This is a genomic window from Geodermatophilus sp. SYSU D00965, assembly GCF_054050075.1.
Map to the genome: position 1 here is coordinate 95612 of NZ_JBJGYQ010000014.1, position 21685 is coordinate 117296.

A 21685-nucleotide genomic window follows, 5' to 3' on the forward strand; every position below is an offset into this window, starting at 1 on the left:
ACGTACTGGAACGGCCACCCTTCAGGGCCCCGCGCCGAGCGTGCGAGGCGTGGGGGGGAAGGGTGGTCCTTTCAGTAGCGGTAGTGGTCGCTCTTGAACGGACCCTCGACCGGCACGCCGATGTAGTCGGCCTGCACCTTGGTCAGCTCGGTGAGCTTGACGCCCAGCGCGTCGAGGTGCAGCCGGGCCACGTGCTCGTCGAGCTTCTTCGGCAGGACGGTCACCTCCGGCGCCTTGCCCTCGTAGGCGGCGCGGTTGCTCCACAGCTCGATCTGGGCGAGCACCTGGTTGGAGAACGACGCGCTCATCACGAAGCTGGGGTGCCCCGTGGCGTTGCCCAGGTTCAGCAGCCGGCCCTCGGAGAGCACGATGATCGTGTGGCCGTCGGCGAACCGCCACTCGTCGACCTGCGGCTTGATGGTGGTCCGCTCGATGCCCGGGGTGCGGGCCAGGCCGGCCATGTCGATCTCGTTGTCGAAGTGGCCGATGTTGCCCACGATCGCCTGGTGCTTGGTCCGGCCGAGCTGCTCGGCGGTGATGATGTCCTTGTTCCCGGTGGCCGTGATGATGATGTCGGCCTTGCCGATCACCTCGTCGAGGGTGGTCACCTCGTAGCCGTGCATCGCCGCCTGCAGCGCGCAGATGGGGTCGATCTCGGTGACGATGACGCGGGCGCCCTGGCCGCGCAGCGACTCCGCGCAGCCCTTGCCGACGTCGCCGTAGCCGCAGACCACGGCCACCTTGCCGCCGATCATGACGTCGGTCGCGCGGTTGATGCCGTCGATGAGCGAGTGCCGGCAGCCGTAGAGGTTGTCGAACTTGCTCTTGGTGACCGAGTCGTTGACGTTGATCGCCGGGAACAGCAGCCGGCCCTCACGGGCGAGCTCGTACAGGCGCATGACGCCGGTGGTGGTCTCCTCGGTCACGCCCTCGATGGCCTGGCCGATGCGGGTCCAGTACTGCCCGTCCTCCGCCAGGGTGCCGCGGAGGACGTCGAGGATGACCCCGTACTCCTCGGAGTCCACCTCCGTCGTCTCCGGGACGGCGCCCTCGGCCTCGAAGCGGGTGCCGAGATGCACCAGCAGGGTGGCGTCACCGCCGTCGTCGAGCAGCATGTTCGGGCCGACGACGTCGCCGTTCTCGTCGCGGAACTCGAACAACCGCTGGGTGCACCACCAGTACTCGGGCAGCGTCTCGCCCTTCCAGGCGAACACCGGGACGCCGGTGGGCTCCTCGGCGGTGCCGTCGCCGACGACGATGGCCGCGGCGGCATGGTCCTGGGTGGAGAAGATGTTGCAGCTCACCCACCGGACCTCGGCGCCGAGCGCGCGCAGCGTCTCGATGAGGACGGCGGTCTGCACGGTCATGTGCAGCGAGCCGGCGATCCGCGCGCCGGCCAGCGGCTGCGCGTCGCCGTACTCGGCGCGCAGCGCCATGAGGCCGGGCATCTCGTGCTCGGCGAGGGTGATCTCCTTGCGGCCGAAGCCGGCGAGGGAGAGGTCGGCGACCTTGAAGTCGCCGTCGGTCAGGACGCGGGTGCCGGTCGAGGCAGTCATGTCGCTCCAGGTTCCGGCCCGGCCACCCGGCCAGGCCATGCGTGGTCGCTTCGATCCCCGCGCACGGCGGGGAGAGCGAGCATGCCGAGGCTTCGGCGGGGCTCGTGCCGGCGTCCACGATACGCGGGCGCCGCGCGGGTCACTCGCAGCCGACGCCGTCCCCGTCGCCGTCGAAGGTGTCCCGCCAGCCCGGTTCACCGCGCCGGATGGGGGCGGCCCCGGCGGCCCGGACGGCGGCGCAGTCGGCGTAGGTGACCTCGGCCGACCCCGGCGCGGCGGGGGTCGCGCCGGGCAGGGGCTGGCCGGGGCAGCTGGAGAGCACCGTCGCGGCGGCGTTGCGCTCGGCCCGGGTCGCCCACAGGCCGTAGCCGGCCTTCACCGCGACCTGCCGGGCGACGTAGGTGCAGCGGTAGGCGGTGTTGGGCGGCAGCCAGGTGGCCGCGTCGCCGTCGCTCTTCTGCTGGTTGAGCGGGCCGTCGACGGCCAGCAGGTTCAGCGGGTCGTTGGCGAAGGCGGTGCGCTTCTCCGCGGTCCACTGCTGGGCGCCCTTCTGCCAGGCGTCGGACAGCGCGACGACGTGGTCGATCTGCACGTCGTCGCTGGTGTCCTCGCCGCGCCGGAAGGCGATGGTCCGCCCCGAGTAGGGGTCGGCCAGGGTGCCGGTGAGGACGACGCAGTCGCTGCCCCGCCGGAACGTCTCACCGGTCAGGTCCCGGGCCAGGACGTCGTTGCGGGTGTCGCAGCCGTTGCGGTCGGTGTCGACCCAGCCGTCGCCGAACCGCGTCCGCTCGTACCCGGTGCGCGGCGCCCGGCCCTTGACGGCGATCTCGCCGAGTGTGGCCAGCGCGCTCCCCGCCGGCGCCCTGGCGATGGCCTGGTCGGCGGCGTCGTCGGAGAGGACGCCGGTGAGCGGGCCGCCGTCGGCCCCGCCGGTGCCGGTGAGCAGTTCGCAGCCGGCGAGGCCCCCGGCGAGGGCGAGCGCGACCGCGCCGGCGGCGAGCCGGCGCAGCGGGGAGCGGGAGCGGACGGACACGACCTCCCGACGCTAGGCCGCGACGACGGCGTCAGGGGGCTGACACGCCCTGCCCGGCGGTCACGCCAGGTTGGTGGTCGTCCGGTAGAGCAGCGCGGGGCCGCGGGCGGTGATCGGCTCTCCCGCCCGGACGAAGGCCGACTCGCCCTTGTCCAGGACCAGCTCGCCGTCGCCCGCGCTCAGCACGGCGCGTCCCTCGGTGCACAGCAGCACCTGCGGGCCGCGCGTGGTGAGGGTGCCCGGCTCGATGCCCAGCTGGACGCGGGTGAGGTCGAAGTCCTCGACCGGCACGGGGTAGCGCAGGCCGCCGGGCCCGAGGACGGGGTGGATGACCGGCACCTTGCCGTCGCTGAAGTCGAGCACCTCGATCAGCGCGGCCAGGTCGACGTGCTTGCTGGTCAGGCCGCCGCGCAGCACGTTGTCGGAGCTGGCCATCACCTCGACTCCGGCGCCGCTGAGGTAGGCGTGCAGGTTGCCGGCGGGCAGGAAGACCGCCTCACCGGGCGCCAGCTTCAGGTGGTTGCACATCAGCGAGATGACCACGCCCGGGTCGCCGGGGTAGGCCTCCGCGAGCGTGGCAGCCCACCGGTAGGTGTTGATGAACTCCGGGTCGTGGGCGGCGACGAAGCGCGCCCCGGCCTCTGCCACGGCCTCCACCAGGGAGGTCCGGCGCCGCTCGGACAGCGCCAGCAGCTGCGGGATCGCCGCCCGCAGGCCGCCGCGGGCCAGCGCCGCGATGGTCGGCTTGAGCTCGGGCAGCTGCAGCTTGGCCAGGCAGTGCAAGGACTCCTCGACCGGCCGGAAGCCGCACAGCGCCTCGAAGGTGGTCAGCGCCAGCAGCAGCTCGGGCTTGTGCCACGGGTCCTTGAACGTCCGGGTCGGGTCGTCGTGCGGGACACCGGCGGCCACCTCGGCGGCGAAGCCGGCCGCGGCCTGCTCCATCGTGGGGTGCGCCTGCAGCGACAGCGGCCGGTCGGCGGCCAGGACCTTCATGAGGAACGGCAGCCGGGGACCGAACCGCTCGACGACGCCCGGACCGAGCAGCCGCTCGGGCTCCTCGGCGATGGCCTTGTCAAGGGGACGGCCGTCGGCCAGCAGGCTCGGCTCGTCGGGGTGCGCCCCCATCCACAGCTCCGCGTGCGGACGCTCGGCGGGGCTGGGCTGCCCGAGCAGCTCGGGGATGACGGTGCGGCTGCCCCATGGGTAGAAGCGGACCGCGCTGGTGAGCTGCCACATCACGGACGAGGCTACTGGTGAGTCGAGCACACCTGTCATGTCGGAACCGTTCCGTGCCCGGTGGAGCCGCCGCCGGGGGTCCTCCCCCTTCGGGGTGAGGCCGGCTCACACGGCCGATCGCACGTCCGGGGCGCCGAGCCGCGCGGCGTCCGCGGTGCGGTCGTCGGGCATCCGCTGGGACTCCCGCTCGGCGGCGACCCGGGCCGCGTAGTGCGCGACCTCCCGCTCGGCCTGCTCCCGGTCCCAGCCCAGCGGCCCGGCCATCAGCGCGGCGACCGCGGCCGCGGACTCCGTCCCCCGGTGCGGCGTGGTGATCGAGATCCGCGTGCGCCGGGTGAGGACGTCGTCGAGGTGCAGCGCCCCCTCCACCTGCACCGCGTGCACCACCTCGGCGGCCAGGTGCGCCGGCGCCCCGGGGAGCGGCCGGCCCAGCCCCGGGTCGGCGCGCACCAGGTCGAGCACCTCCCCCACCTCGTCGCCGTGCCGGTGCAGCAGCCGGTCGACGGCGTCGACGGGCAGGCCGACGGCGGCGGCCAGCTCGGGAGCGCGGTCGCGGACGGCGGCCCAGCGGTGCGCGCCGACCAGCGGCAGGTGCGCGGTGCGGGAGGGCGGCACGCCGGGGAGCGCGGCGGTGGCCGCGTCGACGGCGTCGGCGGCCATCACCCGGTAGGTCGTGTACTTGCCGCCGGCGACGAGCACCAGCCCGGGGACCGGCGTCACCACGGCGTGCTCGCGGGAGAGCCGGCTGGTCTGGTCGGCCTCCCCGGCGAGCAGCGGGCGCAAACCGGCGTAGACGCCGACGACCTGGTCGGCGGTGACCGGCTCGGCCAGCACCCGGTTGACCTGGTCGAGCAGGTAGGAGATGTCGGCGCTGCTGGCCGCGGGGTGGTCGCGATCGAGCTTCCACGGCGTGTCGGTGGTGCCGATGATCCACTGGTCGCCCCAGGGGATGACGAACAGCACGCTGGTCGGCGTCCGCAGGATCAACCCGGACCGCTCGCCGTCCGGGAGGTCGCCGCCGTCGATCGCCGAGCGCGGCACCACCAGGTGCACCCCCTTGGAGGCGCGGACCCGCAGGCTCGGCGCGGACGTGCCCAGCATCGCGCCGACGTCGTCGCTCCAGACGCCGGTGGCGGCCACGACGCTGCGCGCCCGGACGGCGAAGGACGTGCCGTCGGTGAGGTCGGAGACGCGCACGCCGACCACCGGCGCCCCGCTCCCCTCGCCGTCCCGGAGCAGCCCGGTCACGCGGGCGCTGGAGAGGACGCGGGCGCCGTAGCCGGCCGCCGTCCGGACGACGGCGAGGGTGTGCCGGGCGTCGTCGACCTGGGCGTCCCAGTAGCGGATGGCGCCGGACACGGCGTCGGGGCGCAGGCCCGGGAACGCGGCCAGCGTGGCCCGGCGGGACAGGTGCCGGTGCGCGGGCAGCGCACGGTCGGCGTCCAGCGCGGCGCCGAGGACGTCGTAGAGGGCCACGCCGGCGCCGTAGTAGGCCCGCTGCCAGCCGGCGGGTAGCGGGAGCAGGAACGGCAGGGGGCGCACCAGGTGCGGGGCGATCGTCTGCAGCAGCCGGGTCCGCTCGTGCAGCGCCTCGCGGACCAGCGGGAACGCCAGCTGCTCCAGGTAGCGCAGCCCGCCGTGGACCAGCTTGCTCGACCGGCTGGAGGTGCCCGCCGCCCAGTCCCGCGCCTCGAGCAGCCCGACCGACAGCCCCCGGCTGGCCGCGTCCAGCGCCGCGCCCGCGCCGGTCACCCCGCCGCCGATCACCAGCACGTCGACGACCTCGTCGGCCAGCCGGGCACGGTCGGCCCGTCGGCGCGCCGGCGACAGGTGCGTGCGGTCCATGGCTCCACTCTCCCCCGCCGCGGTGACCGATCGCGGCAGACACGGCTCCGCCCCGTACGGGTCCCGCCCCCGCCCGCGGCGTGCGGGCGGCGGGGCAGGGTGTCCTGCTACCGGCGGGGAGCCGGGGAGACGCTCAGTGCGACTCCGCCTTGCCGGCGCGCTGGGCCTTGAAGCGGTGCACGGTGAGGTTCATGACGGCCACGATCACCGCGCCGACGACGAGCCCGAGGACGGCGCTGGCCAGCGTGTTGGTCAGCCAGCCGACGACGCCGCCGAGCGCCCCGGTGGCCTCGTGCGCCGCCTCTTCCCAGTGGTGCACGGTCTCGTACAGGAAGTGCAGGCCCAGCTCGTCGGTGCCCACCAGCAGGATGTGCCCGCCGACCCAGAGCATCGCGGCGGTCCCGACCACGGTGATGACGGCGAGGAGCCGCGGCATCGCCTTCACCAGCCCGTGACCGAGCCGGGACACGGCCTTCGACGGGCGCTGCGACAGGCTCAGCCCGACGTCGTCCATCTTCACGATGAGGCCGACGACGCCGTACACGAGGACGGTGATCGCGATCGCGACGACCGCGAGGATCGCCGCCCGCGCCCAGAACCCCTCGTCGACCACCTCGTTCAGGGAGATCACCATGATCTCGGCGGACAGGATGAAGTCGGTGCGCACGGCGCCGGACACGATGCTGTCCTCGTCCGGGGGCGCCGCCTCGCCGTCGCCGTGGCCCTCGCCGTGGCCGTGGCCGCGGATCTTGTGCCAGACCTTCTCCGCACCCTCGTAGCAGAGATAGGCGCCGCCGATCATGAGGATCGGGGTGAGCAGCCACGGCAGGAACTGGCTGAGCAGCAGGACCAGGGGCAGCAGGATGAGCAGCTTGTTGCGCATCGACCCCTTGGCGATGCGCTTGATGATCGGGATCTCGCGCTCGGCGGCCAGGCCGTGCACGTACTGCGGCGTGACAGCGGTGTCGTCGACGACGACGCCCGCGGCCTTCGCGCTGGCCCGCCCGGCGGCGGCGCCGATGTCGTCGACGGAGGCCGCGGCGGCGCGCGCCAGCGTCGCCACGTCGTCGAACAGGGCTACGAGTCCACCCGCCAAGGGAAGTCCTTCCGGTCGGTCAGCGCTGTCGTCCTGTCACCGTGATGGTGACCTGTCGGGCCGTACCACGCGCGGTCACCGGCTCGACGTTCCCGACGGTGGTACCCGGCCGGGCACGTCGAACGCCCCGACCGGAGCGGACGGGGCGTCCGGCGGGTGGCGCACCTACGCGGGCTCGCCGGGCGCCTGCCGCAGCGCCGTCACGGGCGGGTGCCCCGCTCGGAGTCCAGCGCCAGCGCCAGGTAGACGGCGGTGAAGTCGGCCACGGCCAGCTGCCGGGCGAGGTGCGGCAACCGGCCGTAGCGCTCCGGTTCCCCGTGCTCGGCCAGTCCACTGACCGGGACGTTGGACGATGCGGCCGTGCGCAGCGCCTCCTGCAGCGCCTCCGCGGCCGAGCGGGGCTCCCGCTCCCCCGCCCCGTCGTGCTCGCCGGCGTGGGTGTCGCGGACGGTGAGCAGCCGCAGCCGGCGGCCGGTGTCCTCGGCCCGGTCGCGGAAGAAGTCGTCCTCGCCGCCCTGCGGGGCCAGCGGACCGCCGAGCACCGCGCACGCGGCGACCCGCTGGTCGGGCATGCGGAAGGTGGTGACCGGCAGCCCGGCCAGGGTGGCCAGCTGGTCGGCGATCCGCGCGGCCGCCGTCCCGGCCAGCGGCCCCTCGGCGGCGATGACCGGCAGCGCGTCGAGCAGCTCCAGCGCGAGGGTCTTGGCCGGGTTGACGAACGACTCCTGCGCCGGTCCGCACTCGGAGGCGACCTCGTCGAGCGCGTCGGCGACGGCGGTGAGGTCGGCCACGCCAGGTGAGAGCAGCTCGAGGTCGGTGGCGAGCTGCAGCAGCGGCGTGAGCAGCGACCACAGCGTCGTGTGCCGGACCCGCGAGGACGGCAGCGGGACGTAGGGAGCGCGGGCGGTGGAGCAGGCCGCGCGCAGCGGCGCGTCGTCCGCTCCGATGCCCAGCAGCGTCACCCCGCGGCGGGCGGCCTCGTAGGCGGGGGTGACCGCGTACCGGCCGGCGCCGGTCCGGGTGGCGACGACGGCGATGTCGCTGGGCCCGGTCCACACCGGCAGGTCCGGGCCGGGGACGACGTCCACGGTGACCGGGCTCGACGGCCCGAGCAGCGCGCGCAGCACCTGCGCGGCGACCGCGCCCTCGCGGCGGGCGACGATGACCAGGCCGCGCGGCCGGCCTCCCGCGGTGACCCGTTCCAGGCCGGCCTCCTCGGTCAGCCGGGCGGTCTCGCGGACCTGTGCCCCGGCGCCGGCGACCGCCGGGAGCAGGCCGCGCGGGTCGCGGGCCCGCAGCACGTCGAGGTCGTCGAGGACCTCTTCGGCGAGCTCGGGCGAGGTCACGGCGTCCGGTCCCCGCTGCCGCGGTGGCGTGCCTCGTCGAGCAGCAGCACCGGGATGCCGTCGCGCACCGGGAAGGCCCGGTCGCACGTCGGGCACACCAGCTCGCCCGCGGCCTCGTCCACCGTCAGCGGGGTGTGGTGGGTGTCGGGGCAGGCGAGGATCTCCAGCAGCAGCGGGTCCAGCCCCAGCGGGCCGCTCGTGTCGGGTGACGAACTGGTCATGCGCGCACCATCTCCAGCACTCGGTCCCGCAGCTCGGCCATCCGCGCCTCGTCGGGCGCCTCCACGTTCAGCCGCAGCAGCGGCTCGGTGTTGCTCGCCCGCAGGTTGAACCACGACCCGTCGGGGAGGCCGACGGTCAGCCCGTCGAGCTCGTCGACGGTCACGCCGTCCTCGTCCCCGAACGCGTCGCGGACGGCCTTCGTGCGCCCGGCCGCGTCCTCGACGGTCGAGTTGATCTCGCCCGAGGCCGCGTACCGGCTGTAGGCGGCGGTCAGCTCCGAGAGGGGCCGGCTCTGCTCGCCGAGCGCGGCGAGCACGTGCATGGCGGCGAGCATGCCGGTGTCGGCCCGCCAGAAGTCGCGGAAGTAGTAGTGGGCGGAGTGCTCACCGCCGAAGACGGCGTCCGTGCGGGCCATCTCCGCCTTGATGAACGAGTGCCCGACGCGGGTGCGCACCGGCTCGCCGCCGTGCTCCCGGACGATCTCGGGCACCGCCCGCGAGGTGATCAGGTTGTGGATGATCGTCGTCCCCCGGCCCTTGGCCAGCTCCCGGACGGCGACCAGCGCGGTGATCGCCGAGGGGCTGACCGGCTCCCCCCGCTCGTCGACGACGAACACGCGGTCGGCGTCGCCGTCGAAGGCCAGGCCGATGTCGGCGCCGGTGCGGCGGACCTCGGCCTGCAGGTCGACGAGGTTGGCCGGGTCGAGCGGGTTGGCCTCGTGGTTGGGGAAGGACCCGTCGAGCTCGAAGTACAACGGCAGGACCTCGACCGGCAGGTCGGCGAGGACCACCGGGACGGTGTGCCCGCCCATCCCGTTGCCGGCGTCGACGACCACCCGCAGGTGCCGGATGCCGGAGAGGTCGACCAGCGAGCGGAGGTGGGCGGCGTACTCGGCGAGGACGTCGCGCTGCGCGATGGACGCCGCCCGGTCGGGGACGCGGTCGTAGGAGTCGCGCTCCGCCCACTCCCGGACGGTGGCCAGCCCGGACTCCTGCCCGACCGGGGCGGCGCCGGCGCGGCAGAGCTTGATGCCGTTGTAGCGGGCCGGGTTGTGGCTGGCGGTGAACATCGCGCCGGGGATGCCGAGCGACCCGGCGGCGAAGTACAGCATGTCGGTGGAGCCGAGACCGGCCTCCACCACGTCGACGCCGCGGCTCAGCGCGCCCTCGGCGAAGGCCCGCGACAGCGGCACCGACGAGTCGCGCATGTCGTGGGCGGTGACGATCGCCGTCGCGCCGCTCTCCCGGGTCACGAACTCCGCGAAGGCGGCGCCGATGCGGCGGGCGACGTCCTCGTCCCACTCGTCGGGGACGACGCCCCGGACGTCGTAGGCCTTGATGATCGAGGAGAGGTCTGCCACGCGAGCGACCCTATAAGGACCCCGTCCTCCTCACGCCTCGCACGCTCGGCGCGAGCCTCTGGACGGGGCCGCCACGGGGGTCTAGGTGATGTCGGGGAGGACCCGCAGGTGGCCGCGGCGGGTGCCGCTGCCGTCGTCCGCCGGGTTGCGCGGGGGCTCGGGCCGGGCCGCCTCACGGACGGCGTCGGCCAGGGCCAGCAGGTCGTCCCCGGTCGGACCGGAGTCCTCGACGTCGATCTCGTGGCGCACGACCTCCCACCCGCGCGGCACGGTCAGCCGCTCGGCGTGGAACTCGCACAGGTCGTAGCTGTGCGGCTCCGAGAACGTCGCCAACGGGCCGACGACAGCGGTCGACTCCGCGTACACGTAGGTCAAGGTCGCTGCCGCCGGTTGCGCGCAGCCGCTGCGCGAGCAGCGACGTGACTGCCTCACCACCGGTTCCTCACGCAGGGCACAGTAGACGCGTACCCGGCCGGTTGGCATCAGGCACACCGGGTTTCTCGGCCCCGGCGGAGCAGCAGCCACATCCTCCACGACGGTCACGGACGCCCCGGGCGCGGGACGACGCCGCGGGGACCGGCGGCGGGCCTCCGGAGCGCACACCCGTCCGCACCGGCCGTACGCTCGCACACGCCATGACCCGACCCGCCCGTTCCCGCCGCGACCGGCACGGCCGCGGCCTGCGCGGGCGTCTGGTCCCCGACGGGGTGCCGCTGGCCCGCAGCCGCGCCGAGCAGTTCGACGACCTCGTGCTCGACGCGGTCGAGGACCTCGAGCGCCGGTGGGAGAAGGAACTGGCCGGCGTGGAGTTCGCCGTCGAGGACGTCCCGTGGGTCGAGCACACCAGCCCCGACGAGGTCGTCCTGGACGCCGACGTGCTCGACGACGGCAGCGTCCCGCTGGCCCGGGTGCTGCCGGCCCACCGCGAGAACGGCCGCGAGGTCGCCCCGCGGATCGTGGTCTACCGGCGGCCGCTGGAACTGCGGGCGCACGACCGCGACGACCTCGCCGACCTGGTTCGTGACGTCGTCGTCGACCAGGTCGCCGTGCTGCTGGGCCGGGACCCCGAGGAGATCGACCCCACCGGCTGAACGAGGACCCCCGCGCGGGTTCGCGGCGGGGTCAGCGGGTCCGGACCGGGCTGCCGAGCTCGGCGGCGATGCCCCGCGCGTCGGCCAGCCGCGCCCGGCAGAAGGCGAGGTCGAGCCCGTCCCCGCGGTCGGCCCGGGTGATCCGGGCGACCAGCTGCTCGAGGGCGACCGCGTGCCACAGCAGCCCCACGTCGGGCTCCTCCCACCCCGCGGTCCGGTCGAGGACCACCCGGGCGATCTGCGCCCGGTCCTCGTCGCCGACGGTGCTCGCCCACAGGGTCAGCAGGTCGCGGTGCCGCGGGCCCGGGCGCACGCCGGTCCACTCCAGCACCACCATCCGGCCCTCGTCGTCGAGGAGGGCGTTGGCGGCGCGCAGGTCCCCGTGCGTGACCTCCGACAGCGGCAGCTGGGCCGCCGCGGCCCGCACCGCGCGGAGCTCCCCCAGCCGGATCCCCCCGCGCACCAGCCGGCCCGTGTCGCCCACCGTGGCCCGCGCGCGGCGCAGCGCCGGGCGGGCCGGCGGCTGCCAGGGGCTGCCCGACGGCCCCGGCAGCGGGGCGATGCGCACCGCGGCGTCGACCGCGGCCTCGGTCCACCGCGGACCGCCGGTCGGCCCGGGGTGGACCCGGCGCGACAGCAGCCACCGGCCGTCGTCGGCGGCGGCCAGGACCTCGGGGACGCCGATCTGCCGCTCCTCGGCCCAGCGCCGTCCGCGCAGCTCCGCCCGCAGCCGCCGGCGCCCGCTCTCGGTGACCGCGAGGTCGACCACCCGGTCGGCCAGCACGCCCTGCACCACGCCCAGCGAGGCGGACAGGTCGGTGGCCGCGGTGAGCGGCTGGTCGACGCCGAGCTCGGTGAGCAGCGCGCCCACCCTCTCCCGCACCGCGGCCTCGGCCGCCGTCGCCCCGCTGCTGGTGTTCACCGGAGGGATCGTCCCAGCCCCTCCCGTGCCGCGCACGGAGCGCGCGCCCCCGGGCCGGTCGCCTGCCCGGGGGCGCGGACGACCCCTGCGATGCTTGCCGGGATGGACTCCTCCGCGCCGGCCGCCGTGCCCTGGGTCGTGCTGGGCGTGGCGCTGCTCGCGCTGGCCGGGCTGGTCGCGGTGGGGCTGCGCAGCCGCCGCGGACGGTCGCGGACGCCGGTCGCCCCGGCCGCGCCGCCCCCCGAGCGGCCGCGGAGCCGCTATCCGCACGACGACCTGCCCGGCTTCCTCGAGGCACCCCCGGGCACACCGGCGACCGCGCCCGCGGCCGCCGAGCCCCCCTCGCCCGCGCCGCCTCCCCCGGCCGACGACGCGCCCGGCGCCGGTCGGGCGGTGGCGGGCATGGCCGCGGCGGCCCTGGTGCTCGTCGCCGCCGTCGCGCTGGTGGCCGCGCTCGTGGGCGGGGACCACTCCGCGGCGGCGCCGCCCGCGCCGTCGTCGGTCCCCCGGCCCACGGTCGCGTCGACGACGGCCGCCCCGCTGCCGGCGCTGCCCGGCGTCCCGTCGGACCCGCTGCCCGGCGAGTCCGGCGCGGGCGCGCTGGCCAGCCGGTCGATCCCCCTCGGTGCGGACGGCGTGACCGCGACCCTGGGCTTCGGCGGCGTCGTCGTCGAGGAGCACGCCGTCGGCGTCACCGTCGCCTACCCCACGGTGAGCGTGACCGCCGCGGGTGACCCGGCCGAGGACGGCGTGGCGCTGGCGCACGTCCGGTTCCCGACCTGGAACTGCCTGACCGACACCGCGCCGGCCGACCCGGAGGCCGCCGGGTGCGTGCGGTCGAGGACGGAGTACGCCGACCTGCCCTCCCCCGCGCTGACCGTGACCCGCGAGGGCGACGACGTCCGGCTGACGGGCCGGTTCCCCACCTACACCCGGCCGATCGGGACCGCACCGGCGTACACGGGGCGGGTCTACGAGCTGACCGTGACCGTCTCGCCCGCCGCCGAGGTGCGCCACGGCCGCGCGGCCGCCGAGGGGACCCTCTTCCTGGGCACCGACCGGGCGACGACGGTCGACGCGCCGGGGGTCAACGTCGTCCGGTACGGCGGCTGAGCAGCTCGGCCGGCCCGCCGCCGTCCAGGGTCACCGTCACCAGGGGCGCCCTCATCTCCCGCCGGAGCCCGCCGACGTCGGAGAAGCCCCACCACGGGCGGCGGTCGAGGCCGTCGTCGAGGACCAGCAGCCCCGCGCGCAGCCGGCCGCCGTCGGAGAGGACGGCGACCTCCAGCTGGCCGATCGCCGCGTGCAGCCGCGCCGACGCCCGCAGGAAGGACCGGGCCCGCGGGTCGGGCTCGCGGGCCAGCAGCTGCGGCAGCCACCGCTCCAGCTCGCGGGGGTCGCGGCTGCGGTCCACGGGGCCGACCTCGTCGAGGGCGTCGACGAGCGTCGCGCTGCGGGCGTTGGCGAAGGCGGTCTCCGGCCGCAGCCGGCCGAGCTCACGGGTCGTGGGGTCGCCGAGCGGCAGGCCGGTCAGCCGCAGGGTCCAGGGCCGCCGCAGGCTCTCGACCAGATCCAGGACGCCGGCGGCCAGCTGCGCCGCGGCCGCGTCGTCACGCACCGGCACCCGGGCCGGCGCCGAACCCGGGGGCACCGGGCCGGCGCCGTCGCCGAGAAGCGTGACCAGCACCCGCGGGCCGCGGCCGTGCAGGACGAGCGCGGCCAGGGCTGCCGTCTCCGCCGTCGCGCCGGAGCCGGGCCGGTCCACGACGACGGCCAGCGGCCGGACGCCGGCCCAGCGGCGCGGGGACTGCGCGTTGAGCACGACGGTGAGCCACGGTGGCCGCGCCGGGACGGGGGCGCGGACGCGGGCCAGCAGGGGGCCGGCCGCGCGCAGCTCCCGTACGACCTCGGCCCGCCCGGCGGCCACCCTTGTCCCCGTCACACCCCGAATGGCACCACAGCCGCCGACGGCGATCCGTCGGCGGCTGTGGAACTGCTCGGCGCTGGTGTCAGAGGCGCCGTGTCCGGCCCCCTGCAGGGCCCCGCCGCGAGCTTGCGAGGGGTGGGGGCAGGAGGTCCTTGCTCAGACGGCGCGGCGGCGCAGGCGGCGGCGCTCACGCTCGGACAGCCCGCCCCAGATGCCGAAGCGCTCGTCGTTGGCCAGCGCGTACTCGAGGCACTCGGCCTTGACCTCGCAGCCGGTGCAGATCTTCTTGGCCTCGCGCGTGGAACCACCCTTCTCGGGGAAGAACGCCTCCGGGTCGGTCTCCGCGCAGAGGGCCCGCTCCTGCCACGACTGGGCGTCGGCCTCGAGGCCCAGGCTCCACAGGCCGGCGAACGCCTGGCCCGGGCCGGCCGGCCCCCGGTCGGCGTTGCGCTCCGAAGCGCTGACGTAGTCGCGAAGCCACGAGACCTCTGCCATGACGATGCGTCCCCTCTCGCTCTCGTCCCGAAGTGCGCTCCTCGGGACGTTCCCGGGCCGCTCAGCACTCGATGACACCGCCGGAATTACACGCGTGTCGTTGCGTAGGCGTCAACTTCGCTCGGTGTAAGCGACTCGCCACACCTGCCCCACCCGTCACGCCCTGTTCGTCACTTCTCGTCCCACCCCTCGACACGCCCGCCAAACAGTCGACAACTGCCCATCGGGCACGATGACTTTCGTGCAGATCGTCGTGCTCGCCGGAGGGGTCGGCGGGGCCAGGTTCCTGTCCGGTGTCCGGGCCGCCGCGCCCGAGGCCCGCGTCACCGCCGTCGTCAACACCGGGGACGACGTGACGATGCACGGGCTGCGGATCTGCCCCGACCTGGACACGGTCATGTACACCCTCGGCGGCGGCATCGACGCCGAGCGCGGCTGGGGGCGAGCCGGCGAGACCTGGACGGTCAAGGAGGAGCTGGCCGCCTACGGCGCGGAGCCGACCTGGTTCGGCCTCGGCGACCGGGACCTCGCCACCCACCTGGTCCGCACCCGCATGCTCGACGCCGGCTACCCGCTGTCCCAGGTGACCGCCGCGCTGTGCGACCGCTGGCAGCCGGGCGTGGCGCTGCTGCCGATGAGCGACCAGCGGGTGGAGACCCACGTCGTCGTGACCGATCCGGACAGCGGCCGGCAGCAGGCGATCCACTTCCAGGAGTGGTGGGTGCGCCACCGCGCCGCGCTCGACGCCTCGGCCTTCGTCCAGGTGGGCGCGGACTCCGCCCGGCCGGCGCCGGGGGTGGCCGAGGCGTTCGCCGCGGCCGACGCGGTGCTGCTGGCGCCGTCCAACCCGGTGGTGTCGATCGGCACGGTCCTGGGCGTGCCCGGGCTGCGGGAGGCGCTGCTGGCCACGCCGGGCCGGGTCGTCGGGGTCTCGCCGATCGTCTCGGGGGCCGCGGTCCGCGGGATGGCCGACCGCTGCCTGCCGGTGGTCGGCGTCGAGGTCAGCGCCGAGGGCGTCGGCCGGCACTACGGGGCCCGCGCCGACGGCGGGCTGCTCGACGCGTGGCTGGTGCACACCGGCGACGTGGCCGAGGTGCCCGGCGTCGACGTCCGTGCCGTGCCGCTGCTCATGACCGACCCGCAGGCCACCGCCGCGCTGGCCCGGGCCGCCCTGGATACCGCTGGTGTCTGAGCAAGGACCCCCTGAGGGCGCCCTGACCGTCCTGCCGGTCACGGGGCTGCCGGAGTTCTCCCCCGGCGACGACCTGGCCGCGGCGATCGCCGGCGCCGCGCCGTGGCTGGCCGACGGCGACGTCGTCGTCGTGACCTCCAAGGTGGTCTCCAAGGTGGAGGGCCGGCTGGTGCCCGTGGAGCCGGGCACCGACCGGGAGGCCGCCAGGCAGCGGGCCATCGACGCGCAGACCGTGCGGGTGGTCGCCCGCCGGGGGCCGCTGAGGATCGTGGAGACGCCCCAGGGCTGGGTGGTGGCCGCCGCCGGCATCGACGCCTCCAACGTGCCCGGCGACGCGCTGGTGCTGCTGCCGGAGGACGCCGACGCCTCGGCGCGGTCCCTGCGGGCCCGGCTGGGCGAGCTGCTCGGCGTGGAGGTGGCGGTGGTCGTCAGCGACACCTTCGGCCGCACCTGGCGGGAGGGGCTGACCGACGTCGCGGTCGGGTCGGCGGGCATCCCCGCCCTGCTGGACCACCGCGGGGACGTCGACGCGCACGGCAACCGGCTGGAGACCACGCAGGTGGCCGTCGTCGACGAGCTGGCCGCCGCGGCCGACCTGGTGAAGGGCAAGCTGGGCGGGATCCCGGTCGCCGTCGTCCGCGGGCTGCGCTTCTCGCCACCGGAGGACGACCCCGGCACCCGCCCGCTGGTCCGGCTCGGCCCCGGCGACCTCTTCCCGTACGGCAGCCGGGACCTGGTGCCCAGCCGCGCCCCGGCCGACGACCTGGTACCGCGTCCGGGCGAGCTGGACGCCGTCGCGGAGGCGTTCCGGGTCGCGGTCGCGGCGCTGCCGGAGTTCCCCGTGGTCCTGCGCTACGGCGGCGAGGGCGACGGCGTGGTCGACGTCCACCTGCCCGACCGGGCGACGACGACGCACGCGCTGAACCTGGGCGCGCTGGTCGGCGCGGTGATCGTGCAGCTGCACGCCGAGGGCTGGACGACGCGCTGGGAGCCGATCGCGACCGCCGGCGGCACCTCACTCGTCGGGAGGTTGTGGCTGGGTTCCCCGGCTCCCTGACCGGCCGCCGCCGGTAGCGTCGGTGATCATGCGCGGGATCATCCTGGCCGGGGGCACCGGCAGTCGCCTGTTCCCGATCACCCAGGCGGTCAGCAAGCAGCTGATGCCGGTCTACGACAAGCCGATGGTCTACTACCCGCTCTCGACGCTGATGATGGCCGGCGTCCGCGAGGTGCTGGTCATCACCACCCCGGGCGACCAGGAGGCCTTCCGGCACCTGCTCGGCGACGGCAGCCGGCTGGGCATGCGCATCGAGTACGCCGTCCAGCCCCAGCCGGAGGGGCTGGCGCAGGCCTTCCTCATCGGTGCGGACTTCCTCGCCGGCGAGGCCGCCGCGCTGGTGCTCGGCGACAACATCTTCTACGGCGCCGGGCTGGGCACCGCCCTGTCCCGGCTGCCCGAGCCCGAGGGCGGGCACGTCTTCGCCTACCACGTGGCCAACCCGCAGGACTACGGCGTGGTGGAGTTCGACGCCGCCGGCCGGGTGCTGTCGATCGAGGAGAAGCCGGCGAGCCCGAAGAGCTCCTACGCCGTCCCGGGCCTGTACTTCTACGCCGGCGACGTCGTCGAGGTCGCCAAGGGCATCACCCCCAGCGCCCGCGGCGAGCTGGAGATCACCGCCGTCAACGAGCACTACCTGCGCGAGGGCCGGCTGACCGTCACCGCCCTCGACCGCGGCACCGCCTGGCTCGACACCGGGACGTTCGCCTCGCTGCGCCAGGCCACCGAGTTCGTCTCCGTGGTCGAGGAGCGGCAGGGCCTCAAGATCGGCTGCATCGAGGAGGTCGCCTGGCGGCAGGGCTGGCTGGACGACGACGGCCTGCGCCGCGCCGCCGAACCGCTCGGCAAGAGCGGCTACGGCGACTACCTGCTGCGCCTGCTCGACGACCGGCTCAGGTAGTCCCCGGCGGACGGTCCGTCCCGGAGCGGCGCCCGGCGAGCACGGCGCCGCCGGCGAGCAGCACCAGCCCGGCGGCCTGCAGCGGCCAGAACAGGCGCACGCCGAGCGGCTCGTAGCGCACCGTGAGAGCGGCGTCGGTGAGCCCGGCGGGCAGCTCCACCGCGAGCAGCGAGTCCCCCAGCGCGGTGACCGGGACGCGCTCGCCGTCGACGGCGGCGGTGTACCCCGGCCAGTACGGCACCCGCAGCACGACCCGGCCGGCGTCGTCACCGGTGGTGACGCGGTAGCGCTCCTGGTCGCGATCGAGCGCGGCGAACGTCGACGTCCACTCCCCCGGGTCGACGTCGACGCCCTCGGTCCAGGTCACGCGGCCGGTCAGCGGCTGGACCCGTGCGTAGAGCGCGTAGCCCCGCACCGTCCCGCGGGACTCGAACAGCGGGCTGGACTCGAGGTGGTCGACGACCTCCCGCGGAGCCGCCATCGACACGTAGACCCGGTCGGCGGCGACCAGGTCCAGCCAGGGGACGCCGCCCTCCACCGGGGCCGGCTCCAGGAGCCGGACGCAGGTGGGCTTCCCGCCGCACTCGAGGTCGACCGTGCCGGTGTGCTTCACCGCCGAGTACCCGAAGCCCGTCCGCAGGCCGGCCAGCAGGTTGGCCTCCCCGTAGAGCACCCCGCCCGTCTGCCGGACCGCCGGCGGCAGGTCGAGGCTGTCGTACTGCAGGACGGTCACCGCGGCGTCCACCTCGAGGGCGTGGTCCCGGACGTCGGCCACGGTGGTGCCCAGGTCGTACCCGCTGCCCTGGAAGCGGATCTGCTCGGGGAACCGGGCCTGGACCGCCGCGTGGATGTCCACGATCTGGCCCAGGCCGACGAACACCTGGCTGCCGGCCGCGAGGCAGACCACCGCGCCCGCCACGAGCCGGCGCCGGGCCGGTGTCCCCGGACGCAGGAGGACCACGAAGGCGGCCAGCGCGGCGGCGGCGACGACCAGGGCGACGGCGTGCCAGCGCACGAGGGCCGGCGCCCGGGAGAGCGCGAGGGCCGCCTGCCCGGCGACGAGGACCCCGGCTCCGGTCAGCCGCCGCCTGGTCAGCCGCGGGGCGACCGTGACCCCCACGGCGGCGAGCACCGGCAGCACCAGGTGGACGACCAGGACGTAGCGGAACGGGATGCGCAGCACGCCCACGACGGCGGGCAGTTGGGTCGCCAGCGCCGCGCTCGCGACGAGCACGAGGGCGGTGAGCACGACGGGGTGCCGGAGGGCGCGACGCCAGTCCACGAGGGCCAGCGCGGGCAGGGCGACGACGAAGGTGGCGAAGGCCGGCGTCTGCTGCACGGGGCCCAGCCAGTCGTTGACGATCGCGTGCAGGCTGGCCCCGCCGACGAAGACGTCGAGCGCGTTGGGGACCCCGAAGGCGGTGTTGCCGAGCAGGCTCTGCTCGTGCGGCCGGCCGGCGAAGGGCCCCAGTTGCGCGACGGTCAGCAGGGTGGGCGCGGCGGCCACCGCGCCGCCGGTCATGGCCAGCAGTGCTCCCGCCAGCCACCGCTGGCGCAGGGCGGCGGGCAGCGAGCCGCGGGCGCGGACCTCCAGGACGACCACCGTGACGACCAGGACCACCCCGAAGGGCACCAGGTACACGTTGCCGCCGTTGAGCAGCACCCACGTGCTGGTCCCCGCCACCAGCGCACCGACCATGTCCCGGCGCAGCAGCCCGTACCAGAGCCACGGGAAGGCCGGGGCGGTCCACAGCACCGGCCACCAGTCGCTGCCGAAGAACAGCAGGAACCCGCTGGTGACGGCGCCGAGCGCGGTCGGGACGGCGACCGTGGCGCGGACGCCGGCCCGGCGCAGCACCGCCAGCACGCCGAGACCGGTGAGGGTGAGCGTGCCGGCCGCCAGGGCCCACGAGAACAGCACGAAGTCGTCGGCGGCGGCCAGCGCCCGCAGGACGACCCAGTGCAGGGGGTCGAGCGCGCCGTACTGCACGTCCGCCGTGAAGTTGCCGTTGCCGCCGACGTCCGGGTCGACCAGCGGCGGCGACAGCGGGTCGGCGTGGCGCCCCATCCACCACATCACCGGGAGGAACTGCGCCTGGACGTCGGAGAAGAACACCAGGCGGTGCGGCTCGTGCACGAAGAACCGCGGCGAGGCCGTCTCCAGCAGCCGCAGGACGGCCAGCTGGGCGACCACGTAGGCGGCCGGTGCGCGCAGGGCGAGGGCCAGGCGGGCGAGGCGGCCGGCACGGGGCGCCGCCGGCGCGGGTTCGGTGCGGGACCTCGTCGGGGTCCGCGGGACGGTGTGCACAGCCCATCCACCACTCGGCTCGAAGGAAGGCGGTGTCCGCCCGGCGCAGCGTCCGGCCGGCCGCGCGGCGGCCGGCCGGCGAGGCAGGGGCGGGACGGCGCGTCTCGGCGGGTGTGCGAGACGCTGGGAGGACGTTATGCGATGCCGGCCGCGCTCCCGGGCAGCCACGGCCGGAATGCGCCGAACGCAGCCCCGCCAGACCGGCCCCGCCCACGGGCCCCCCGGCCCCGTCCAGAGGCTCCGCCGCCTGCGTCAGGCCCCCTGCAGGGTCCCGCCGCGAGCCTGCGAGCGGTGGGGGGCAGGGGGTCCTCTCAGATGCGGCGGTGGTCGCTCGGGGCGTTGCGCGGCCCGAACCGCGGCGCGCGCGCGACGCCGCCGGCCAGCAGCAGCCGCACCACCCGCTGGCGCTGCCCGCGCCACGGCTCGAGCAGCGCCATCATCCCGTCGTCGTCGGTCCGCGCGGCGCCGCTCAGCGCGAAGCCGACCTGGTTCTTCAGGTGGTAGTCGCCGTAGCTGACGGTGTCCGGGCAGCCGAACACCCGCTGCACCACCTCGGCCGCCGTCCAGACGCCGATGCCCGGCACGGTGCGCATCCTGCGCTGCAGGTCGGCGCAGTCGACCGCCGCCCCCGGCTCCAGCCGCGACGCGACGCCGGCGACCGCGCGCAGTGCGCGCCGGCGGGCGCCATCGAGGCCGCACCGGTGCCACTCCCAGTCGGTGACGTCCAGCAGCCGCCGCGGTGAGGGGATCACCCGCATCCCCTCCGGCGCCGGGCCGGGCGCGGGCTCGCCGGCCAGCCGCAGAAGTGCCCGCCACACCCGGTGCGCCTCGACGACGGTGACCTTCTGCTCCAGGACGGCGGGCACCAGCGCGTCCCACGTGCGGCCGGTGCTGCCCAGCCGCAGCCACGGCGTGGTCCGGTGCAGCCGGGTCAGCAGCGGGTGCCCGCCCGGGTCGAACTCCTCCGGCCGGTCGGCGGCCCCCAGCCACTCCGGCACCGCCGCCCCGGCCCGCTCCGCCCCCGGCCCCCAGGCGGTCACCCGGACCTCGCCGGAGCACACGGTGATGCGCACGGTGGCGGCGCCGTCGGGGGTGCTCACCGTGCGCCAGGTCGCGCCGTCGGTGTGCCGCAGCGTCGGGTCGCTCGCGCTGCGCTGGTGCGGGTGGAGGGTCCGGCGGACGTCCAGCGGCCAGTCGGGCCGCCAGACGTCCTCGAAGGCCGGCGCCTCGAGGGTGGTGGTGCTCAGGTGGTGCTCCCCGGGGAAGAGGGACTCAGCGCGGTGCCATCCGGAGCGCGCCGTCCATCCGGATGACCTCGCCGTTCAGGTAGCCGTGCTCGACGATGTCCAGGGCCAGCTCGGCGAAGTCCGACGGGCGACCCAGGCGCTTGGGGAAGGGTATGCCCGCCGACAGGCTCTGGCGCGCCTCCTCGGGCAGGCTGCCCAGCAGCGGGGTGTCGACCAGCCCGGGGGCGATCGTGCAGACGCGGACGCCGACGCCGGCGAGGTCGCGCGCGGCCGGCAGCGTCATCCCGACGATGCCGCCCTTGGACGCGGAGTAGGCGATCTGCCCGATCTGCCCGTCGTAGGCGGCGATCGAGGCGGTGTTGACGACGACACCGCGCTCGCCGTCCTCCCCCGGCTCGGTGGCGGCCATCGCGGCCGCGGCCAGCCGCAGCACGTTGAAGGTCCCGACCAGGTTCACCATCACGGTGCGGACGAACGGGTCGAAGTCGTGCGGGACGTTGCCCTTGCCCACCGTGCGCTGCGCCCAGCCGATGCCGGCGCAGTTGACCGCGATCCGCAGCGGCCGGTCCTTGCCGGTGGCCTCGGCGACCGCCGCCTCCACCGACGCGGGATCGGTGACGTCGGTGCGGACGAAGGTGGTGTGCCCGCCCAGCTCGGCGGCGAGCTCCTTCCCGCGGTCCTCCTGGAGGTCGAGGATGGTCACGGCCGCGCCCCGCGCGGTCAGGGCCCGCACCGTGGCCTCCCCGAGGCCGGAGGCCCCACCGGAGACGACAGCGGCGACGTCGAAGTCCTTCATGTCCAGCAAGCTATCCCGGAGCGGCCTCCCTGCAGGGCCCCGCCCCGAGCCTGCG

General features: G+C 75.7%; 20 protein-coding genes. 5 read left to right on the forward strand and 15 right to left on the reverse strand.

Annotated elements, in window-relative coordinates; all coding sequences use genetic code 11:
* Window positions 1–71: 71 nt before the first annotated feature.
* The 9 genes from ahcY to ACI789_RS14910 all read right to left on the reverse strand — a co-directional run bounded on the left by ahcY (window position 72) and on the right by ACI789_RS14910 (window position 10177).
* Window positions 72–1556 (reverse strand): adenosylhomocysteinase, encoded by a 1485-nt coding sequence (gene ahcY / locus ACI789_RS14870; protein ID WP_457010158.1) that lies wholly within the window; start codon window positions 1554–1556, stop codon window positions 72–74.
* A 139-nt stretch (window positions 1557–1695) separates the two neighbouring features.
* A complete protein-coding gene (locus ACI789_RS14875) occupies window positions 1696–2589 on the reverse strand; it encodes a GmrSD restriction endonuclease domain-containing protein (protein ID WP_457010159.1) in 894 nt (297 codons plus the stop codon).
* Window positions 2590–2649: 60 nt separating this feature from the next.
* Window positions 2650–3825 carry a mannose-6-phosphate isomerase, class I gene (gene manA / locus ACI789_RS14880; protein ID WP_457010197.1) on the reverse strand — a complete coding sequence of 392 codons (1176 nt, stop codon included), beginning with the start codon at window positions 3823–3825 and terminating at the stop codon, window positions 2650–2652.
* Window positions 3826–3930: 105 nt separating this feature from the next.
* Window positions 3931–5670 carry a glycerol-3-phosphate dehydrogenase/oxidase gene (locus tag ACI789_RS14885; protein ID WP_457010160.1) on the reverse strand — a complete coding sequence of 580 codons (1740 nt, stop codon included), beginning with the start codon at window positions 5668–5670 and terminating at the stop codon, window positions 3931–3933.
* A 133-nt stretch (window positions 5671–5803) separates the two neighbouring features.
* Entirely contained in the window at window positions 5804–6766 is a 963-nt protein-coding gene (locus tag ACI789_RS14890) for a DUF808 domain-containing protein (RefSeq protein ID WP_457010161.1), read from the reverse strand.
* A 200-nt stretch (window positions 6767–6966) separates the two neighbouring features.
* Window positions 6967–8112, reverse strand: coding sequence for an SIS domain-containing protein (locus ACI789_RS14895; protein WP_457010162.1), 1146 nt, complete (start codon window positions 8110–8112; stop codon window positions 6967–6969).
* Complete coding sequence (locus tag ACI789_RS14900) at window positions 8109–8333, reverse strand: Trm112 family protein (protein ID WP_456918613.1); 225 nt, start codon at window positions 8331–8333, stop codon at window positions 8109–8111. Before ACI789_RS14900 ends, ACI789_RS14895 begins: the two co-directional genes overlap by 4 nt.
* On the reverse strand, window positions 8330–9694 hold the full coding sequence (locus ACI789_RS14905) for a phosphomannomutase/phosphoglucomutase (protein ID WP_457010163.1): 1365 nt from the start codon (window positions 9692–9694) through the stop codon (window positions 8330–8332). Before ACI789_RS14905 ends, ACI789_RS14900 begins: the two co-directional genes overlap by 4 nt.
* 81 nt (window positions 9695–9775) lie before the next feature.
* The gene (locus ACI789_RS14910) at window positions 9776–10177 is read right to left on the reverse strand and encodes a DUF3499 domain-containing protein (protein ID WP_456918611.1); all 402 of its coding nucleotides are present in this window, start codon (window positions 10175–10177) and stop codon (window positions 9776–9778) included.
* A gap of 152 nt (window positions 10178–10329) precedes the next feature.
* Between ACI789_RS14910 and ACI789_RS14915 the strand changes: the two genes are divergently transcribed.
* The gene (locus ACI789_RS14915) at window positions 10330–10785 is read left to right on the forward strand and encodes a metallopeptidase family protein (protein ID WP_457010164.1); all 456 of its coding nucleotides are present in this window, start codon (window positions 10330–10332) and stop codon (window positions 10783–10785) included.
* 31 nt (window positions 10786–10816) lie between these two features.
* Here the strand turns inward: ACI789_RS14915 and ACI789_RS14920 are convergent, their stop codons facing one another.
* A complete protein-coding gene (locus ACI789_RS14920) occupies window positions 10817–11707 on the reverse strand; it encodes a phosphotransferase (RefSeq protein WP_457010165.1) in 891 nt (296 codons plus the stop codon).
* Window positions 11708–11809: 102 nt separating this feature from the next.
* Here ACI789_RS14920 and ACI789_RS14925 point away from each other — a divergent pair, with 102 nt between their 5' ends.
* The gene (locus ACI789_RS14925; protein WP_457010166.1) at window positions 11810–12820 is read left to right on the forward strand and encodes a hypothetical protein; all 1011 of its coding nucleotides are present in this window, start codon (window positions 11810–11812) and stop codon (window positions 12818–12820) included.
* On the opposite strand, the gene ACI789_RS14930 is transcribed toward ACI789_RS14925, so the two are convergent.
* Together ACI789_RS14930 and ACI789_RS14935 are read right to left on the reverse strand one after the other, a co-directional pair.
* The gene (locus ACI789_RS14930) at window positions 12795–13649 is read right to left on the reverse strand and encodes a hypothetical protein (protein WP_457010167.1); all 855 of its coding nucleotides are present in this window, start codon (window positions 13647–13649) and stop codon (window positions 12795–12797) included. The genes ACI789_RS14925 and ACI789_RS14930 overlap by 26 nt on opposite strands.
* A gap of 141 nt (window positions 13650–13790) precedes the next feature.
* Window positions 13791–14129, reverse strand: coding sequence for a WhiB family transcriptional regulator (locus tag ACI789_RS14935; RefSeq protein ID WP_456918606.1), 339 nt, complete (start codon window positions 14127–14129; stop codon window positions 13791–13793).
* A 232-nt stretch (window positions 14130–14361) separates the two neighbouring features.
* On the opposite strand from ACI789_RS14935, the gene cofD reads away from it, so the two are divergent.
* The 3 genes from cofD to rfbA are packed head-to-tail and all read left to right on the forward strand — an operon-like array spanning window position 14362 to window position 17279.
* Entirely contained in the window at window positions 14362–15321 is a 960-nt protein-coding gene (gene cofD / locus ACI789_RS14940) for a 2-phospho-L-lactate transferase (protein ID WP_457010168.1), read from the forward strand.
* On the forward strand, window positions 15314–16378 hold the full coding sequence (locus ACI789_RS14945; protein WP_457010169.1) for a coenzyme F420-0:L-glutamate ligase: 1065 nt from the start codon (window positions 15314–15316) through the stop codon (window positions 16376–16378). Before cofD ends, ACI789_RS14945 begins: the two co-directional genes overlap by 8 nt.
* Before the next feature lie 28 nt (window positions 16379–16406).
* Window positions 16407–17279 (forward strand): glucose-1-phosphate thymidylyltransferase RfbA, encoded by an 873-nt coding sequence (rfbA, locus tag ACI789_RS14950; protein ID WP_457010170.1) that lies wholly within the window; start codon window positions 16407–16409, stop codon window positions 17277–17279.
* Here the strand turns inward: rfbA and ACI789_RS14955 are convergent.
* The 3 genes from ACI789_RS14955 to ACI789_RS14965 form a co-directional block, all read right to left on the reverse strand.
* On the reverse strand, window positions 17272–19587 hold the full coding sequence (locus tag ACI789_RS14955; RefSeq protein ID WP_457010171.1) for a hypothetical protein: 2316 nt from the start codon (window positions 19585–19587) through the stop codon (window positions 17272–17274). The genes rfbA and ACI789_RS14955 overlap by 8 nt on opposite strands.
* 311 nt (window positions 19588–19898) lie before the next feature.
* Window positions 19899–20687, reverse strand: a complete 789-nt coding sequence (locus ACI789_RS14960; protein ID WP_457010172.1) for a DNA-3-methyladenine glycosylase family protein — start codon at window positions 20685–20687, stop codon at window positions 19899–19901.
* 172 nt (window positions 20688–20859) lie between these two features.
* A complete protein-coding gene (locus tag ACI789_RS14965) occupies window positions 20860–21630 on the reverse strand; it encodes an SDR family NAD(P)-dependent oxidoreductase (RefSeq protein WP_457010173.1) in 771 nt (256 codons plus the stop codon).
* Window positions 21631–21685 lie beyond the last annotated feature (55 nt).

Excerpts from the sequence above, each read along its gene's own strand:
- ahcY (WP_457010158.1), bottom strand. The coding sequence starts at position 1,556 with ATGACTGCCTCGACCGGCACCCGCGTCCTGACCGACGGCGACTTCAAG.
- ACI789_RS14900 (WP_456918613.1), bottom strand. The coding sequence starts at position 8,333 with ATGACCAGTTCGTCACCCGACACGAGCGGCCCGCTGGGGCTGGACCCG.
- manA (WP_457010197.1), bottom strand. The coding sequence starts at position 3,825 with ATGTGGCAGCTCACCAGCGCGGTCCGCTTCTACCCATGGGGCAGCCGC.
- ACI789_RS14910 (WP_456918611.1), bottom strand. The coding sequence starts at position 10,177 with ATGCCAACCGGCCGGGTACGCGTCTACTGTGCCCTGCGTGAGGAACCG.
- ACI789_RS14935 (WP_456918606.1), bottom strand. The coding sequence starts at position 14,129 with ATGGCAGAGGTCTCGTGGCTTCGCGACTACGTCAGCGCTTCGGAGCGC.
- rfbA (WP_457010170.1), top strand. The coding sequence starts at position 16,407 with ATGCGCGGGATCATCCTGGCCGGGGGCACCGGCAGTCGCCTGTTCCCG.
- ACI789_RS14925 (WP_457010166.1), top strand. The coding sequence starts at position 11,810 with ATGGACTCCTCCGCGCCGGCCGCCGTGCCCTGGGTCGTGCTGGGCGTG.
- ACI789_RS14885 (WP_457010160.1), bottom strand. The coding sequence starts at position 5,670 with ATGGACCGCACGCACCTGTCGCCGGCGCGCCGACGGGCCGACCGTGCC.
- cofD (WP_457010168.1), top strand. The coding sequence starts at position 14,362 with ATGACTTTCGTGCAGATCGTCGTGCTCGCCGGAGGGGTCGGCGGGGCC.
- ACI789_RS14965 (WP_457010173.1), bottom strand. The coding sequence starts at position 21,630 with ATGAAGGACTTCGACGTCGCCGCTGTCGTCTCCGGTGGGGCCTCCGGC.
- ACI789_RS14915 (WP_457010164.1), top strand. The coding sequence starts at position 10,330 with ATGACCCGACCCGCCCGTTCCCGCCGCGACCGGCACGGCCGCGGCCTG.